Annotated in this window: 15 protein-coding genes; 6 read left to right on the forward strand and 9 right to left on the reverse strand. The window is 74.3% G+C overall.

Translation table 11 applies throughout. The features are described 5' to 3' along the window. Window positions 1–24: 24 nt before the first annotated feature. Window positions 25–612, forward strand: coding sequence for a histidine phosphatase family protein (locus RNC47_RS16530; RefSeq protein WP_311599543.1), 588 nt, complete (start codon window positions 25–27; stop codon window positions 610–612). Here RNC47_RS16530 and RNC47_RS16535 read toward each other — a convergent pair. Then, window positions 609–1,181 (reverse strand): TetR/AcrR family transcriptional regulator, encoded by a 573-nt coding sequence (locus RNC47_RS16535; RefSeq protein WP_311599545.1) that lies wholly within the window; start codon window positions 1,179–1,181, stop codon window positions 609–611. The genes RNC47_RS16530 and RNC47_RS16535 overlap by 4 nt on opposite strands. Window positions 1,182–1,242: 61 nt before the next feature. After that, window positions 1,243–1,869, reverse strand: a complete 627-nt coding sequence (locus tag RNC47_RS16540; RefSeq protein WP_311599546.1) for a LysE/ArgO family amino acid transporter — start codon at window positions 1,867–1,869, stop codon at window positions 1,243–1,245. A gap of 70 nt (window positions 1,870–1,939) precedes the next feature. Between RNC47_RS16540 and RNC47_RS16545 the strand changes: the two genes are divergently transcribed. Further along, on the forward strand, window positions 1,940–2,857 hold the full coding sequence (locus RNC47_RS16545) for a LysR family transcriptional regulator ArgP (RefSeq protein WP_311599547.1): 918 nt from the start codon (window positions 1,940–1,942) through the stop codon (window positions 2,855–2,857). Here the strand turns inward: RNC47_RS16545 and RNC47_RS16550 are convergent. Beyond that, on the reverse strand, window positions 2,847–3,272 hold the full coding sequence (locus RNC47_RS16550) for a TIGR02611 family protein (RefSeq protein WP_311599638.1): 426 nt from the start codon (window positions 3,270–3,272) through the stop codon (window positions 2,847–2,849). The genes RNC47_RS16545 and RNC47_RS16550 overlap by 11 nt on opposite strands. A 266-nt stretch (window positions 3,273–3,538) precedes the next feature. Between RNC47_RS16550 and RNC47_RS16555 the strand changes: the two genes are divergently transcribed. From RNC47_RS16555 to RNC47_RS16570, 4 genes are all read left to right on the forward strand, one after another. After that, complete coding sequence (locus RNC47_RS16555) at window positions 3,539–4,138, forward strand: TetR/AcrR family transcriptional regulator (protein WP_311599549.1); 600 nt, start codon at window positions 3,539–3,541, stop codon at window positions 4,136–4,138. 35 nt (window positions 4,139–4,173) lie between these two features. Further along, a complete protein-coding gene (locus RNC47_RS16560) occupies window positions 4,174–5,679 on the forward strand; it encodes an MFS transporter (protein ID WP_311599551.1) in 1,506 nt (501 codons plus the stop codon). A gap of 260 nt (window positions 5,680–5,939) precedes the next feature. Then, on the forward strand, window positions 5,940–6,356 hold the full coding sequence (locus RNC47_RS16565) for a hypothetical protein (protein ID WP_311599552.1): 417 nt from the start codon (window positions 5,940–5,942) through the stop codon (window positions 6,354–6,356). A 90-nt stretch (window positions 6,357–6,446) separates the two neighbouring features. After that, on the forward strand, window positions 6,447–7,316 hold the full coding sequence (locus tag RNC47_RS16570; RefSeq protein WP_311599554.1) for a class I SAM-dependent methyltransferase: 870 nt from the start codon (window positions 6,447–6,449) through the stop codon (window positions 7,314–7,316). 210 nt (window positions 7,317–7,526) lie between these two features. On the opposite strand, the gene RNC47_RS16575 is transcribed toward RNC47_RS16570, so the two are convergent. The 6 genes from RNC47_RS16575 to RNC47_RS16600 all read right to left on the reverse strand — a co-directional run bounded on the left by RNC47_RS16575 (window position 7,527) and on the right by RNC47_RS16600 (window position 14,863). Beyond that, window positions 7,527–8,474, reverse strand: a complete 948-nt coding sequence (locus tag RNC47_RS16575; protein ID WP_311599556.1) for a Rieske 2Fe-2S domain-containing protein — start codon at window positions 8,472–8,474, stop codon at window positions 7,527–7,529. A gap of 64 nt (window positions 8,475–8,538) precedes the next feature. Beyond that, window positions 8,539–9,732, reverse strand: coding sequence for a cytochrome P450 family protein (locus RNC47_RS16580; RefSeq protein ID WP_311599557.1), 1,194 nt, complete (start codon window positions 9,730–9,732; stop codon window positions 8,539–8,541). Between the two features lie 100 nt (window positions 9,733–9,832). Then, complete coding sequence (locus RNC47_RS16585) at window positions 9,833–12,085, reverse strand: xanthine dehydrogenase family protein molybdopterin-binding subunit (protein ID WP_311599559.1); 2,253 nt, start codon at window positions 12,083–12,085, stop codon at window positions 9,833–9,835. Continuing rightward, entirely contained in the window at window positions 12,060–13,232 is a 1,173-nt protein-coding gene (locus tag RNC47_RS16590; RefSeq protein ID WP_311599560.1) for an XdhC/CoxI family protein, read from the reverse strand. The genes RNC47_RS16585 and RNC47_RS16590 overlap by 26 nt, the downstream gene beginning before the upstream one ends. Before the next feature lie 36 nt (window positions 13,233–13,268). Then, window positions 13,269–14,246, reverse strand: a complete 978-nt coding sequence (locus tag RNC47_RS16595) for an FAD binding domain-containing protein (protein WP_311599562.1) — start codon at window positions 14,244–14,246, stop codon at window positions 13,269–13,271. After that, window positions 14,246–14,863: a (2Fe-2S)-binding protein gene (locus tag RNC47_RS16600; protein WP_311599564.1), complete on the reverse strand. Its 618-nt coding sequence runs from the start codon at window positions 14,861–14,863 to the stop codon at window positions 14,246–14,248. Before RNC47_RS16600 ends, RNC47_RS16595 begins: the two co-directional genes overlap by 1 nt. Window positions 14,864–14,969: the final 106 nt, after the last annotated feature.

Consider the following 14,969-nt stretch of genomic DNA (forward strand, 5'->3'; position numbering starts at 1 on the left):
CCGGAACCCGAAGGGAGCTCGGCGATGCCGACTCGACACCTCCACCTGGTACGACACGGCGCGGCGGACGCGTTCGGCGAACTGACCGAGGTCGGGCGACGGCAGTCCGAACTGGTCGGCCGGCGGCTGGCCGCGCTGCCGGTCGACGCCGTGTGGCACTCCCCGCTGCCCAGGGCGGCGCGGTCCGCGCGGATCATCGGCGGGTGCCTGCCGGGCGCCACCGTGCGGGAGGCGGCCGAACTGGTCGACCACGTGCCGCACGTGCCGGCCGACCCGGGCCCGGCGTGGGCGGCGTTCTTCGACGGGTACGAGGCCGAGGAGGCCGCGGCCGGGGAACGCCTGGCCGCCGCCCTCGTCGCCAGGTTCGCGCGCCCCGCCGAGACCGAGACCCACGAGGTGCTGGTCACCCACGCCTACCCGGTGGCCTGGCTGCTGAGGCACGCCCTGGACGCGCCACCGGCCCGCTGGCTCGGGCTGAGCTGCGGGAACGCGGCGCTGACGGCGATCGAGTACCGCGACGGGCTGCCGCCCACCGTGCTGCTCTACAACGACATGGGCCACCTGCCGGCCGAGCTGCGGTGGACGGGCTTCGGGCCCGGCGCCAGACCCTAAGGGCCCTGGGGCCGGGTGAGTCGCTCGACGGCGGCGACGACGAGCGCCGGGTCCTGCTCCCGGGGCTCGGTGTCGAGGGCGCGGTGGATGGTCAGGCCCTCGACGAGGGCGTCCAGCAGCCGGGCGGTGGCCGGGTCGAAGTGGCGTTCCAGGGCGGCGCGGCTGCGGGCCATCCACGCGTTGGTCAGCGTGCGGAACGCCGGTTCGCGGGCGGCGAGCGTGTACAGCTCGTGGGTCAGGACCAGGTCGCGCCGGGTGCCGAACACGTCCTCGGTGATGATCGCGACGATCGCCCGCCGGGCCGCCTCGGCGTCCTCGGCCTCGGCCATCCGCCGCTCGAACCGGTCGCTGACCGACCGGGAGAAGCGGGCGAACGCCTCGCGCAGCAGCTCGTCCATGCCGGAGAAGTGGTACGTCATCGACCCGAGCGGCACGCCCGCCGCGGCGGCCACCCTGCGGTGCGAGGTGCCGGCCACCCCGGACTCGGCGATCACGTCGAGGCAGGCGGAGATGATCCGCTCCCGCCGCTCGGGATCGCGACGCCCGCTGCCGCCGGGTGTGTGAGTCATGCCCGTCCTGGATCGACGCCGATGGTGATCCGCTCACCGTCGCACACAGTAACCCGCGCGCTCAGCGGGCGCGGAGCAACAGCATGGCGCCCAGCGCGAGCATGGTGGCCGCGACCAGCACGTCCAGCACCCGCCACGCGGCGGGGCGGGACAGCAGGCCGCCGAGGAGCCGGGCGCCGTAGCCGAGGCCGGCGAACCACGCCAGGCTGGCCAGCATCGCGCCGAACCCGAAGACCCAGCGCAGCGAGCCGCGGTCGGCGGCGACCGAGCCGAGCAGCAGCACGGTGTCCAGGTAGACGTGCGGGTTGAGCCAGGTCAGGGCCAGACAGGTGAGCACCGCGCCGCGGACGGAACCCGCCGCGGTGCCCTCCGTGGTCAGCGCCTGCCCGGCGGCGGGCCGCAGGGCCCGGCGGGCGGCCAGCAGTCCGTAGCAGATCAGGAAGCCGCCGCCGGCCAGGCCGACCACGGTCAGCGCGGGGGGCCAGGCGGTGACCACGGCGCCGAGACCGGCCACCCCGAGCGCGATCAGGACCGCGTCGGAGGCGGCGCAGATGGCGACCACCGGCAGGACCGCCTGCCCGCGCGCGCCCTGGCGCAGCACGAACGCGTTCTGCGCGCCGATGGCGACGATGAGGGACAGGCCGGTGGCGAATCCGGCGGTGGCCGCCGGGACGAAAGCACTGCTCATGGGGTCCGACGCTAGGGACCGCCGCGTCATCAGTACAGCTAAGGTTTCTTACCTATCATAAGCGTTCGTGATGGCCGATCTCCCCCACGACCAGGTGCGCACGCTGCTCGCCGTCGTCGACGAGGGCACCTTCGACGCCGCGGCGGCGGCGCTGCACGTGACCCCCTCCGCGGTCAGCCAGCGGGTCAAGACGCTGGAGCAGCGGGTCGGGCGGGTGCTGGTGACCCGCACCAAGCCGGTCAGGCCGACGGAGTCCGGGCAGGTGCTGGTGCGGTTCGCGCGCCAGCTGGCCGTGCTGGAGCGGGACGCGCGGACCGAGCTGGGGATCGCGGCCGAGTCGGAGCCGGCCAGGCTGCCGATCGCCGTGAACGCGGACTCCCTCGCCACCTGGTTCCTGCCGGCCCTGACGCGGGTGCCGCGGGACCCGCCGGTCTACTTCGAGCTGCACCGGGAGGACGAGGCGCACACCGCGACGCTGCTGCGCGAGGGGCAGGTGATGGCCGCGGTGACCTCGTCGGTCGAGCCGGTCGCGGGCTGCACGGTGCGGTCCCTCGGCCTGGCGCGGTACCTGCCGGTGGCGAGCCCGGAGTTCGCGGCCCGCCACGTGTCGTCCGGGCCGCCGGAGCGCCGGCTGGCCGAGGCGCCGGTGATCGTCTTCGACCGGCGGGACGAGCTGCAGGACCGGTTCCTCCGGGCCCTCGTGCCCGGCGGCCGGGGCGCCAGCCGGCTCCGGCACCACGTGCCCACCTCGGAGGGCTTCCGCGACGCGGTGGCCGCCGGGCTCGGTTGGGGCCTGGTCCCCGAGCCGCAGGCGGAGCCGCTGCTGCGCTCCGGCGCCCTCACGGAGCTGGCGCCCGGCCGGTGGATGGACGTGCCGCTGTACTGGCAGCAGTGGAAGCTGGACGTGCCGGCCCTCGCGCTCGTCGCGGAGACCGTCGCCACGGCGGCGGCCGAGTTCCTGTACCCCCAGCCGCCGCTCAGTCGCTGATGGTCCAGGGCATGGCGAGGCCGAACTGCCACACGTACACCGAGAGCAGCACGGCGCAGATGGCGACGCCGATCGAGGTCAGGATGATGTTGCGGCGCCGCACCCGGGGGTCGAGGGCGCGCTGCGCGGCCTCCGTGACCTTGCGCTTGGTCCACCGCAGCACCAGCTGGGCCCAGACGAACTCGGTGCCCCAGATCGCCATCCCGGCGAAGATCACCAGCCAGCCGGGGCCGGGCAGCGGCAGCATGATCACGCCGATCACCACGACCACCAGGCCGAGCAGGAACACGCCGACCTGCCAGCCCAGGTGGAGGGCGCGGGAGCTCTTCACGAACCTGGGGGCGCGGGAGCCCAGCGGCTTCTCGTCCTTCATGAGCCGGGCGGCCTCGCCGGGACTGATCTCGCCCGGGCCCATCTCCCCCTGGCCGGGGGAGGCCGGTCCGGCGATCCCGTCGGGTTCCCGTACATCCATGTGGCTCATTTCCAAGGTCGACCCCCCTCGATGACGCTGGCGCTGTCCCCCTGAGAATCTCGCCGAGTGACAGCGGGGGCAAGTGGTAGCGCCCTCCGTCCAGGCTAAACGGCCGCCCCGGCCACCCCTCAGGGAGGGAACGTTTGCGTTTCCCCGGGCTCGCGCTCTACTTTTAGTACGGAACCGTTCCGTACCAAAAAGGAGGCGCGATGCCCGACGAGCCGCCGGCGTCCCGGGTCCGCCGGCCACGCATGACGCCGGAGCGGGAGCTGGAGCTCCTGACCACCACCATCGACGTGCTGCGCGAGGTCGGCTACGAGGCCCTGACGATGGACGCCGTGGCGACCCGCGCCCGCTGCAGCAAGGCGACGCTGTACCGCCAGTGGCCGGGCAAGCCGCAACTGGTGGCCGCCGCGCTGTACGCCACCCGCCCGGTGGACGCGAGCGCGATCGACACCGGCACGCTGCGCGGCGACCTCCTGGCCTTCGTCACCACGCTCGCCGCCCAGGCGGAGCAGGACACGGCCCTCATCGCCGGGCTCGGCCACGCGACGCTCACCGAACCGGCCCTGGCCCTGGCGCTCAGGGAGTCGCTGATCGAGCCGGAACACGAGCACGTGCTGTCCTTCGTGCGCCGCGCCGTCGAGCGCGGCGAGCTGGCCGGCACCCCGGCCGCCATGGCCTTCCTGCCGCAGCTGCTCTTCGCCGCGCTGTTCACCCGCCGGCTGTTCGAGGACGCCTACGCGGACGCCGACTACCTCGTCGGCTTCATAGACGGCGCCGTCCTGCCCGCCCTGCGGAACAGCTGACCCGTACCCCCCACCCCCTGTTGGAGCCCTCCGTCATGTCTCGCACCGCAGCCGACGCCCCCGTCGGCCCCGTCCCGGTCGCCCCCGCCGAAGCGCCCGCTTCCCGGCGCCGCTGGTGGATCCTGGTCGTCATCGGGATCGCCCAGCTCATGGTGGTCCTCGACGCCACCATCGTGAACATCGCGCTGCCCTCGGCCCAGCAGGACCTCGGGTTCACCGACGGCGACCGCCAGTGGGTGGTCACCGCCTACGCCCTCGCCTTCGGCAGCCTGCTGCTCCTCGGCGGGCGCATCGCCGACCTGTTCGGCCGCCGGATCACCTTCCTGACCGGGCTCGTCGGCTTCGCCGCCGCCTCCGCCCTCGGCGGCGCGGCCGGCAGCTTCGAGGTCCTCATCGCCGCCCGCGCCCTCCAGGGCGTCTTCGGCGCGCTCCTCGCGCCCGCCGCGCTCTCCCTGCTCACCACCACGTTCACCGACGCCAGGGAGCGGGCCAGGGCGTTCGGCGTCTACGGCGCGATCGCCGGCGCCGGCGGCGCGATCGGCCTGCTGCTCGGCGGGGTGCTCACCGAGACCCTGGACTGGCGCTGGACCCTCTACGTCAACCTGGTCTTCGCCGTCGCCGCCTTCGTCGGCGGGGCGATCCTGCTCCAGCGCACCGCCAGGGACCGCTCGGCGACCCTGGACGTCCCCGGCACCCTGCTGGTCTCCACCGGCCTGTTCGCCGTCGTCTACGGCTTCTCCAACGCCGAGTCCCACGACTGGGGTCACGTGGCCACCTGGGGCTGCCTGCTGGTCGGCGCCGGGCTGCTCGCCGCCTTCACCTGGTGGCAGACCAGGGCCGCCCACCCGCTGCTGCCGCTGCGCGTCCTGCTCGACCGCAACCGCGGCGCGTCCTTCCTCGCGGTGCTGATCAGCGGCGCCGGCATGTTCGGCGTCTTCCTCTTCCTCACCTACTACCTCCAGGCGAGCCTGTTCTACACGCCCATCGAGACCGGCCTCGCCTTCCTGCCCATGGTCGCCGGGCTGATGATCACCGCCACCCTCTCCACCGGCGTCCTGGTCCCCCGCTTCGGCCCCCGGCCGGTCGTCCCGCTCGGCATGGGCGTCGCCGCCGCGGGCCTGGTGTGGATGACCGGCCTCGACCTGGGAAGCGGCTACGCCGTCCACGTCATGCCGCCGCTGGTCATCACGGGCCTCGGCATGGGCCTGGTCATGGCCCCGGCGATGAGCCTGGCCACCAGCGGGGTGGCCGCCGAGGACGCCGGCGTCGCCTCCGCCACGGTCAACACCATGCAGCAGATCGGCGGCTCCATCGGCACCGCCCTCCTCAACACGCTGGCCGCCAGCGCCGCCACCGACTACCTGGCCGGCAAGGACCCCCGCGACCCGGCCGTCATGGCCCAGGCCCAACTGGAGAGCTACGCCACCTCCTACTGGTGGTCCGCCGCCTTCTTCGCCGCCGGGCTCGTCGTCAGCGCCCTGCTCTACCGCCGCGGCCGGGTCGCCGAGGACCCCGACGCCGCGCCGGTCATCCACATGTGACACCCGGGCGCCGCTCCGCCCGCCCGCTCGCCCGCCCGGCGGGCGGGCGGCGGCGCCCGGTTGGTCGCGAAAGCACATGTACGGCGGGCGCGTTACCTCAGGAAACGCTCAAGAAGCGACGGAGACCATTCACAGCCGAGAACGCCGCTCGCTAACCTCGCGCCACAAATTCGTCGCACCACGCGCCCGCTGACGCGTCGGCAGCTCGTACCGCCCGCCGACGCCCGCTCCGGGCCGTGGCAGAACAGGGGAGCACCTCCATGCTCAAGCTCCGCAGGCCCGCGAAGAGGACCGTGCTGCGCGCCGGCGCCGTCCTCGTCGCGGCCGTCGCCCTGCCCGTCCTGGCCTCCCCCAGCGCCCAGGCCATCGACTGGGACCACACGATGCACACCGACGACGCGGACCCGGGCGGCCGCCTGCGGTTCGAGGCCCTCGGCGACATCGTCCAGATCTGCGACATCGAGGCCGACGGCTGGGCCGTCGAGGTCGAGGTCTACGACACCGTCCACGGCTACGACGTCGATGTGTTCAGCGTCGGCGGCAACGGCAACTGCGTCGACCACGACGTGGACGACGGCCACAACCTGGTCGAGGGCCGCTACTACAGGTTCACGGTCTCCCTGGTGCACAGCGGCGGCCTGAACCAGTACCACGACTACGCCACCTGGAAGGCCTGACCCTTCCCCCCGCCGTGGCCGCCCCGCCCCCTTCCGCCCCACGGGGCGGCCATGGCCAGGGCTCCTCGCCCTCTGGTTAACTTGACAGGCATGGGCGAAAACCTCGATTCGGACGCCAGGCGCCGCATCCAGGAGAACCGGGAGAACTGGGACGCGCGGGCGCCCGTGCACGCGGAGAGCGACTTCTACAGCCTGCGCGACCGCCCCGCCGCCGCGCGGTTCCACCCCCGGGAGTGGGCGGACCTCGGGCCCCTCGAAGGGCGTTCCGTGCTGCACCTCCAGTGCCACAACGGCGTGGAGACCCTCGCCTTCGCGCAGCGGGGCGCGGCGCGGGTCACCGGCCTCGACTTCTCCGGGGCCAGCCTGGACGTGGCCCGGCGTAACGCCGAAGCCGCCGGGGTCGCCGTCGAGTTCGTCGAGGCCGACGTGTACGACGCCGGGGCGGCGCTCGGCGGGCGGACGTTCGACCTGGTGTACACCGGCCGCGGCTCGTTGATGTTCCTGCCCGACCTGCGGGCCTGGGCCGAGGTGGTGGCCGGGCTGGTGGCCCCCGGCGGACTGGCCTACGTGATGGAGTTCCACCCGGTGCTGAACTCCCTCGGCCGCCCCGGCGTCCGCCGCCTGGACGACCCGCTGGTGCTGCGCCACGACTACCTGTCGGGCGGGCCGCCGATCACGTTCGACTCCCGCCGGACGTACGCGCCCTCGCGGCGCGGCGCGCTGGTGGAGGGCGCCACCGTCAGCCACGAGTGGGCGCACACCGTCGTCGACGTGATCGTCGCGCTGGGCGGGGCCGGCCTGGCCGTGGACGTCGAGCGGACGTGGGAGACGGACTGGGACGTGCTGCCGCGCTGGGAGGGCATGACGGAAGTGGCCCCCGGCTGGTGGCGCAGGCCGGACGGCCAGCCGCGGATCCCGCTGCTCTACGCCACCGCCGCCTGGCGGCGAGCCGGGGCCTGATCTCCCGACGGCCTGGTGCGGGCGCGACTTCGGGGTGCCGAGCGAGATGCCGAGCCGTTCGGCCAGCCGGTGGGAACCGCCGTCGACCGGCGCGTCCGGGTCCTCGGCCCGGGCTCCCGTCGAGTCGGCGACGGTCGGCTCCGCCGTGCCGGGCACCCGCTCCGCGGCGCCGGCGCCGCGGCCGCGTCAGCGGCCTGCGTTGAGGCGCCGTCAGGTCTCCTTGTCCTCCGCGGGCAGCCTGACCTCGACCCGCCCGTCCACGACCCGGGCCTCGAACGCCGGCTGAGGGGCCGTCGCCGGCCCGGTGACGTTCCAGCCGTCGGTCAGCCGGAAGGTGCTGCCGTGCCACGGGCACCGCACGCACCCCTCGGCGACCTCGCCCTCGGACAGCGGGCCACCCATGTGGTTGCACCGGTCGGCGAGCACCCGCAGGGTGTCGGCCGTCTCCCGGAAGACCAGGACCGGGACGTCGAGCACGGTGGCGGTGGCCGGGGTGCCGATCGGGAAGTCGTCGAGGGCGCCGAGCGGGTGCCAGCCGGGCTCCAGCGCGGCGGCGACCTGGTCGGCGTGGTTGGCGCCGGCGGCCTGGCGGTAGGCGAGGTGCCCACCGAGGGCGCCGCCCAGGCTGACGGTGGCCAGACCGGCGTAGCCCCAGCCACGGCCCGCCATGCGGCGGCCCCGCAGCCGGGCCGACAGCGAAGCGGTGTACATGGCGACGGCGGCGACGTTGGTCGCGGCGTGCACCAGGCCGACGCGCATCTGCGGCTTGCGCAGCTCCGCCCAGTCGGCCAGGCCGGCGAGCGCGGCCGGGGCCGCCGCGGTCAGCCCCGCCGCGACCAGCAGGCCCGCGGCGCGCCGGCGGCCCGGCAGCAGGTCCAGGACCGCCGCCGACATCCAGGTGCCGATCGGGATCTGGACCATCGCGGGATGCGCGGGGTGACCGAGCCAGGTGCCGTGCAGGGCGTCCCGGAACCCGGCCGGCATGGCGCGCACCGCGCCACGCAGCGGGGGGATGAGCGGGTCGGCACGGCGCGAGCCCTCGACCCGGTCCATCGCGGACAGCACCGGGCCCGGGCGCTCCGGGCTGGCCACCAGGTCGCGGAGCAGCCCGCTGAACACCTGCGAACCACTGAACAGTGAACCTCGGGAAACGGCCATTGCCGCCGAGTTCCCCCCGGCCCGGATCCCAAACGCCGCCGGCCCGGACCGGGCGCGGCCGGCGTCACCAGCGGACGGGGAGCTCGTGGGGGCCGCGGACGACGACGCCGGGGTGCCAGGGGACGGCGTCCGGGTGGGTGTCGAGGGCGAGGCCGGGGGCGCGCTCCAGGAGGGAGCGCAGCGCGACGCGGGCTTCGAGGCGGGCCAGCGGGGCGCCGAGGCAGTAGTGGACGCCGTGGCCGAACGCGAGGTGGCCACGGGCGTCGCGGTGGATGTCGAAGCGGGTGGGGTCGGGGAAGCGGCCCGGGTCGCGGCCGGCGTCGGCGATGACGGGGAGGACGAGGTCGCGGTGCGGGATGACGGTGCCGGCGATCTCGACGTCCTCGGCGGCGAACCGGGCGGTGGCGGTCAGGACCGGGCCGTCGTAGCGCAGGATCTCCTCGACCGCGTCGTCCAGCAGGGCCCGGTCGGCGCGCAGCGCCGCGAGCTGGTCGGGGTGGCGCAGCAGGGCGAGCACGCCGTTGCTGATCAGGCCCACGGTGGTCTCGTGGCCGGCGATCAGCAACAGGAAGCACATGGCGAGGAGTTCCTCCTCCGACAGCTGGTCGCCGTCGCTGTCGGCCGTGTGCAGCAGGGCGCTCAGCAGGTCCTCGCCCGGCTCCTCGCGCTTGGCGGCCACCAGCCCGGCCAGGTACTCGGTCATCACGGCCCGCGTCTTCGGCATCTCCGCCAGGCCGCCAGCCGTCAGGGCGCGGGACCAGTGGCGGAAGCGCCCGTGGTCCAGGTGCGGGACGCCGAGGAGTTCGCAGATCACGGTGATCGGCAGTGGGAAGGAGAAGGCGGTGACCAGGTCGGCGCGCCGGTCGGGGGCGGCCAGCATGGTGTCGAGCAGCGCGTCGGTGATCTCCTGGACGCGCGGTGCCAGGGCCGCGATCCGGCCCGGGGTGAACTCGCGCGCGACCAGGGCGCGCAGCCGGGTGTGCACGGGCGGATCGGAGTTCAGCAGGTGCGCGCCCGCCCGTTCCGGTCCGGCCTCGCCCGGGCCTTCGGTGAGGACCTTGACGAGCCGCGGATCGGTGAGCGCGGCGCGCGCCTCCCGGTGGCCGACGACGAGCCAGCCGTGGAAGCCGCCGGGCAGCCGGGCGTAGTGCACCGGGCCGCGTTCGCGCAGCGTGGCGAAGTACGGATGGGGGTCGCGGGAGAAGTCGTCGCCCTCCGCCGCCAGATCGACGACCTCGACCGTCCGTGGCTCCGTCACATGCGCTCCCTGGTTGCGAGATGTCCGTTTTCCCCCGGAAGGGTAGCCGCACCGACCGAGGCCCGGTGACCATTCGCGGCAGCACCCACCTCGGTCCCCGCTACAGCAGCTTGTCGAGGGTGATGGGGAGCTTGCGTATCCGGATGCCGGTGGCGTTGAAGACGGCGTTGCCGACGGCGGCGGCCGAGCCGACGGTGCCGATCTCGCCGAGGCCGCGGGCGCCGAGGCTCCTGGTCCCTACCTCCCCGCCGTCCTCGCCGAGGGGCCCGGTGAGGTGCGGGTCGGGCCGGTCGAGGAGGTGCACGTCGATGTCGGGGATGTCGGCGTTCACGGGCACCAGGTAGTCGGCGAGCGTGCTGGCGGCCAGCCGCCCGGTGTCGGGTTCGAGGGGGTTGTCCTCCAGCAGGGCGCCCGAGATGCCGAAGATGACACCGCCGACGATCTGACTCCGGGCGGCCCGGGCGTTGATGGTGCGCCCGGCGTCCACGACGGTGGTGAACCGGGTGACGCGGATCTCGCGGGTGAACCGGTTGACCCGCACCTCGCAGAAGTGGGCGCCGAAGGTGTGGCAGGTGTACCCGGGGGGATTACCCTCGGGCTCGGAGGCGGTGGCGTCGACGCCCCGCGATCCGAGGGCCCTGAGCAGCTCGCCGAAGGTCATCGAGCGATCGTTCCCGTGCAGTCGGCCCTGCTCGTAGCACAGGTCCTCGGCGTTCGCCCCATGCCACGGCGAGCCGGAACGGGTCACCGCGAGCTGCTTGAGCGCGTCGATCGTGTCGCGGGCGGCCGCCACGACCGCCGGGACCGTGCTGTGCGTGGCGCCGGAGCCCACGGCGGGTGCGCCCGGGGGCAGCGCCGAGTCACCGATCTCGGGGGCCACCCGCTCAAGCGGGAGCCCCAGGGCGTCGGCGCCGGCGACCGCCACCATCGTCCACCCACCGGTGCCCAGGTCCGAGGTCCCGGTCGACACCACCGCGGTGTCGTCGTCGAGCAGCCGGATCCTGACGCTCGCGGCCTGGCGGGTCGCCGGGTACGCCGCGCTGGCCATGCCGGTGCCGAACAGCCACTCCCCGTCGACGCGCGCCCGGGGCGTGGCGCTGCGGGCCGACCAGCCGAAGCGTCGTGCGCCGTCGCGGTAGCACTCGTCGAGGTGCTTGCTCGACCACGGCTCGCCCGTGGAGGGGCTGACGGTGGCGTAGTTGCGCAGTCGCAGCTCGACGGGGTCGACACCGGTGGCGACGGCCAGTTCGTCCATCGCCGTCTCCAGGGCGAACGCCCCGGGGGCCTCGTTGGGCGCCCGCATCGCCCAGCTGCTCGGCATGTCGAGGATGACCCGCTGCGGGTTGATGCGCAGGTTGGGCGTGTTGTAGAGCGTGTCCGAGGTGGAGTGGCCCGGGATCAGGTTCCAGCCACCGGCGGCCGGCATCTCGGCGACGCTCTCGTGGCTGATGGCGTTGAGGACTCCGTTGCGGGAGGCACCCAGCCTGACCGTCTGGGTGAGGTGCGGGCGGTGGCCGACCAGGGTGAACACCTGCTCCCTGGTGAGGGCGAGCTTGACGGGACGGCCAAGCTCCCGGGCCGCCGCGGCGGCGACCGGGGCCTCGCTCCACACGATGACCCGGGACCCGAAGCCGCCGCCGACGTACCTCCCGATCAGCCGGACCTGCTGTGGGAGGACGCCGAGCCGCTGGCTCAGCAGGATCGTGAACGGCGTTGGCATCTGCGCGCCGGCGTGGACGGTCACCCGGTCGCCGTCCCACTCGGCGAGGACGGTGTGGGGTTCCATCGCGACGTGGTGCTGCACCGGCTGCTCGAAGTCGGCCTCCACGACGACTTCGCTGGCGGCGAGCGCCTCGTCGATCGACTCGACGCCGGGGGCGAGGATCGTGACGCTGCTCGGCTCCCCGCTCGACGTGGGGCCGGACGGCTCGCGGGGTCCGTCCGCGAGGGAGGAGCGCGGTGGCCGCGCGTCGTAGGTGACGGTGATCAGCGCCGCGGCGTCGCGCGCCTGCTCGACACTCTCGGCAACGACCACGGCGATGATCTGGCCGTAGTAATGAACGGTCGTGTCCTGCAGGGGGAGGTAGTTCTCGCCGAAGAAACTGAACTCGGGTGCGAGCGGGTACAGCCTCAGGCGCCCGTCCCCCGCGACGTACACGCGCAGGACTCCGGGAGCGGCCAGCGCGGCGGCGGTGTCGAAGGAGCGGATCGTGCCCCTCGCGACCGTGCTGGTGACGACGTGGGCGTAGGACAGGTGGGTGGCCGGGTAGTCACCGGAGTACCGTGCGGCTCCGGTGACCTTCAATCGGCCGTCGACGCGGGCGACTTCACGCCCGACTGGAGAGACGGTCATCCTGACTCCTGACTGCTGGGAACGGCGCCCGCCAGCGGACGCCGGGGCGGTGGATGGGCAGCGCCCCGGTGCGCAGCGGCGCCCCGGTGCCGCCGTGCCGGTGGGCGACGATCTCGGCCGCGATCGACAGCGCGGTCTCCTGCGGGGTGCGGGCGCCGAGGTCGAGGCCGATCGGCGAGTGCAGCCGGCCGAGTTCGTGGTCGGTGAGGCCGGCCGCGCGCAGCCGCGCCAGACGCTCCTGGTGGGTGCGGCGCGACCCCATGGCCCCGACGTAGGCCACCGGCAGTCGCAGCGCGGCGGTGAGCAGCGGCACGTCGAACTTCGGGTCGTGGGTGAGCACGCAGACGACCGTCCGGCCGTCGAGCCGCTGCGACTCCAGATAGCGGTGCGGCCAGTCGACGACGACCTCGTCGGCGTGCGGGAACCTGTCGGGGGTGGCGAACGTGGCCCGCGCGTCGCAGACGGTCACCCGGTAGCCCAGGAAGGTGCCGAGTCGGGCCAGCGCCGCCGCGTGGTCGATGGCGCCGAAGACGAGCATCCGCGGTGCGGGGGCGTTGCTCTCCACCAGCAGGGCCATCGGCTCCCGGCAGTGGCTGTCGGCCACGCCGAGCTCGACGGTGCCGGTCCGCCCGGCGTGCAGGGCGGCGGTGGCGTGGGCGGCGGCCACCCGGTCGAGTCGTTCGTCGCCGAGGGTCCCCTCGTGGGGCCGGTCGGGGCGCACGACGATCGCCCTCCCGAGGTGGGCGTCCGGCCCACGGACGATCGTGGCCACGGCGACCGGCCTGTCCTGCGCCGCGTCGGTGAACGCCTGCCCGAGGTGCGGCTCGGCGCCGGGGTCGTGGTGGCGCAGCAGGAGCTCGATCGTGCCGCCGCAGGTGAGGCCGACGCCGAGCGCGTCGGCGTCGGTGTAGCCGAACCGCACCGTCCTGGGCCGGCGGTCCCCGGCCAGCATCTCCTGGCACGCCTCGTGGACGGCGGCGTCGACGCAGCCTCCGGACACGTTGCCCAGCACGGCGCCGCCCGCGTCGACGACGAGTGACGAACCGGGCTGGCGGGGAGCGCTGCCGGCCACGTCCGTGACCGTGGCGGCCACGAACGGGGTCCGGGCGCGGACCCGTTCGAGGAGCTCGGCGGCGAGTTCAAGCATGACCGCCGCCCTCGCGGACGGTGGGGTGCCGGTCGGTCATCGCCGCTCCCCCAGGACGGTGAGGGCGCGGACCAGCGTGCGCCGCAGCAGCGCGCGCTTGTACGCGTTGTGCTCCAGCGTGCTGGAGCCGTCCGCGGCGCCGCGGACCGCCGCCTCGTAGGTGGCCTCGGTGGCGCGGCGGCCGGCCAGGGCCCGTTCGACGGCGGGCAGGCGCCATGGCCTGGTGCCCACCCCGCCCACGGCGATCCTGGCCTTCGCGATGGTGTCGCCGCGCATCTCGAGCGCGACGGCCGCCGAGGCGAGGGCGAACTCGTAGGACTGCCGGTCGCGGATCTTCAGGTAGACCGAGTGCGCGGCCCACGCCGAGCGGGGGACGGTGATGCCGGTGACGAGTTCGCCGGGGCGCAGCACGGTCTCGACGTGGGGTGTGGCGCGGGGAAGGGCGTAGAACCCGTCGAGCGGCACGGTCCGGCTGCCGCGCGCCGAGGCCAGGTGCACCTCGGTGCCGAGCGCCACCAGGGCGACGGCCAGGTCGCTGGGGTGCGTCGCCACGCAGTGCTCGCTGGTGCCGAGGATCGCGTGGGTGCGGTTCACCCCGGTCAGCGCCGAGCAGCCGCTGCCGGGCTCCCGCTTGTTGCAGGGCGTCGTGACGTCCCGGAAGTAGCCGCACCGGGTGCGCTGCAGCAGGTTCCCCCCGATGCTCGCCATGTTGCGCAGCTGCGCCGAGGCGCTCAGCTCCAGCGCCTCGGCGATCACCGGATAGTGCCGCCGCACGGTGGGGTCGGCGGCGACGTCGCTCATCCGCTCCAGCGCTCCGACGTGCAGCCCCTGGCGGTCGAGGGTGATACCGCGCAGCGGGAGCCCGTTGATGTCCACCACGTGGGCCGGGGTCATCACGTCGAGCTTCATCAGGTCGACCAGGGTGGTCCCGCCGGCCAGGAAGGCGGTGTCCGCCCCGGCGCGCGCGTGGGCGTCGCGGACCGAGCGGGCCCGGGTGAAGGTGTAGGCCCGCATCAGCGCATCGCCTCCCGCGCGTCCCGGATCGCGTCGACGATGAACGGGTAGGCGCTGCACCGGCAGATGTTGCCCGACATGCCCTCGCGGATCTCGTCGTCGGAGTTCGCACGGCCCTCTTCGACCAGGGCGACGGCCGACATGATCTGCCCGGAGGTGCAGAAGCCGCACTGGAAGGCGTCGTGTTCGACGAAGGCCCGCTGCATCGGGTGTAGCCGGTCCCCGTCGGCGAGCCCCTCGATCGTGGTGACCTCTCGGCCGTCGGTGGTGGCCATCAGCGTCAGGCACGACAGCACGCGTCGGCCGTCGACGTGCACGGTGCACGCCCCGCACTGGCCGCGGTCGCAGCCCTTCTTCGTGCCGGTGAGATCCTCCAGCCGCTCGCGGAGCGTGTCGAGGAGGGTGGCCCGCGGGTCGACCCGCACCGTGACCGGTTCGCCGTTGACCGCGACCCGGACCGCCACGAGCCCGTCGCCCTCGGCGGCGGCGGCCGGCGTGGCGTCCGCCACGGTCGCCAGCAGCGGGGCCGTCGCGGCGGCGGCGACGGCACCGCCGCCCAGAAACCCTCGCCGGGACACGCCCGACCGGCCGGGGGCCGCGTCATCCTGTGGATTCATCGCATCTCCTGGGATCGGTTCGCTTCACTCCCAGGCTGACCAACCAGCCCGACGGCAGCCAGGACCCGCCGATCCGAGGCTGGGCGCCCCGGTCCCTTCGGGGGCG

The sequence above is a fragment of the Streptomyces millisiae genome (assembly GCF_031845425.1).
Lineage (GTDB): Bacteria > Actinomycetota > Actinomycetes > Streptomycetales > Streptomycetaceae > Streptomyces > Streptomyces millisiae.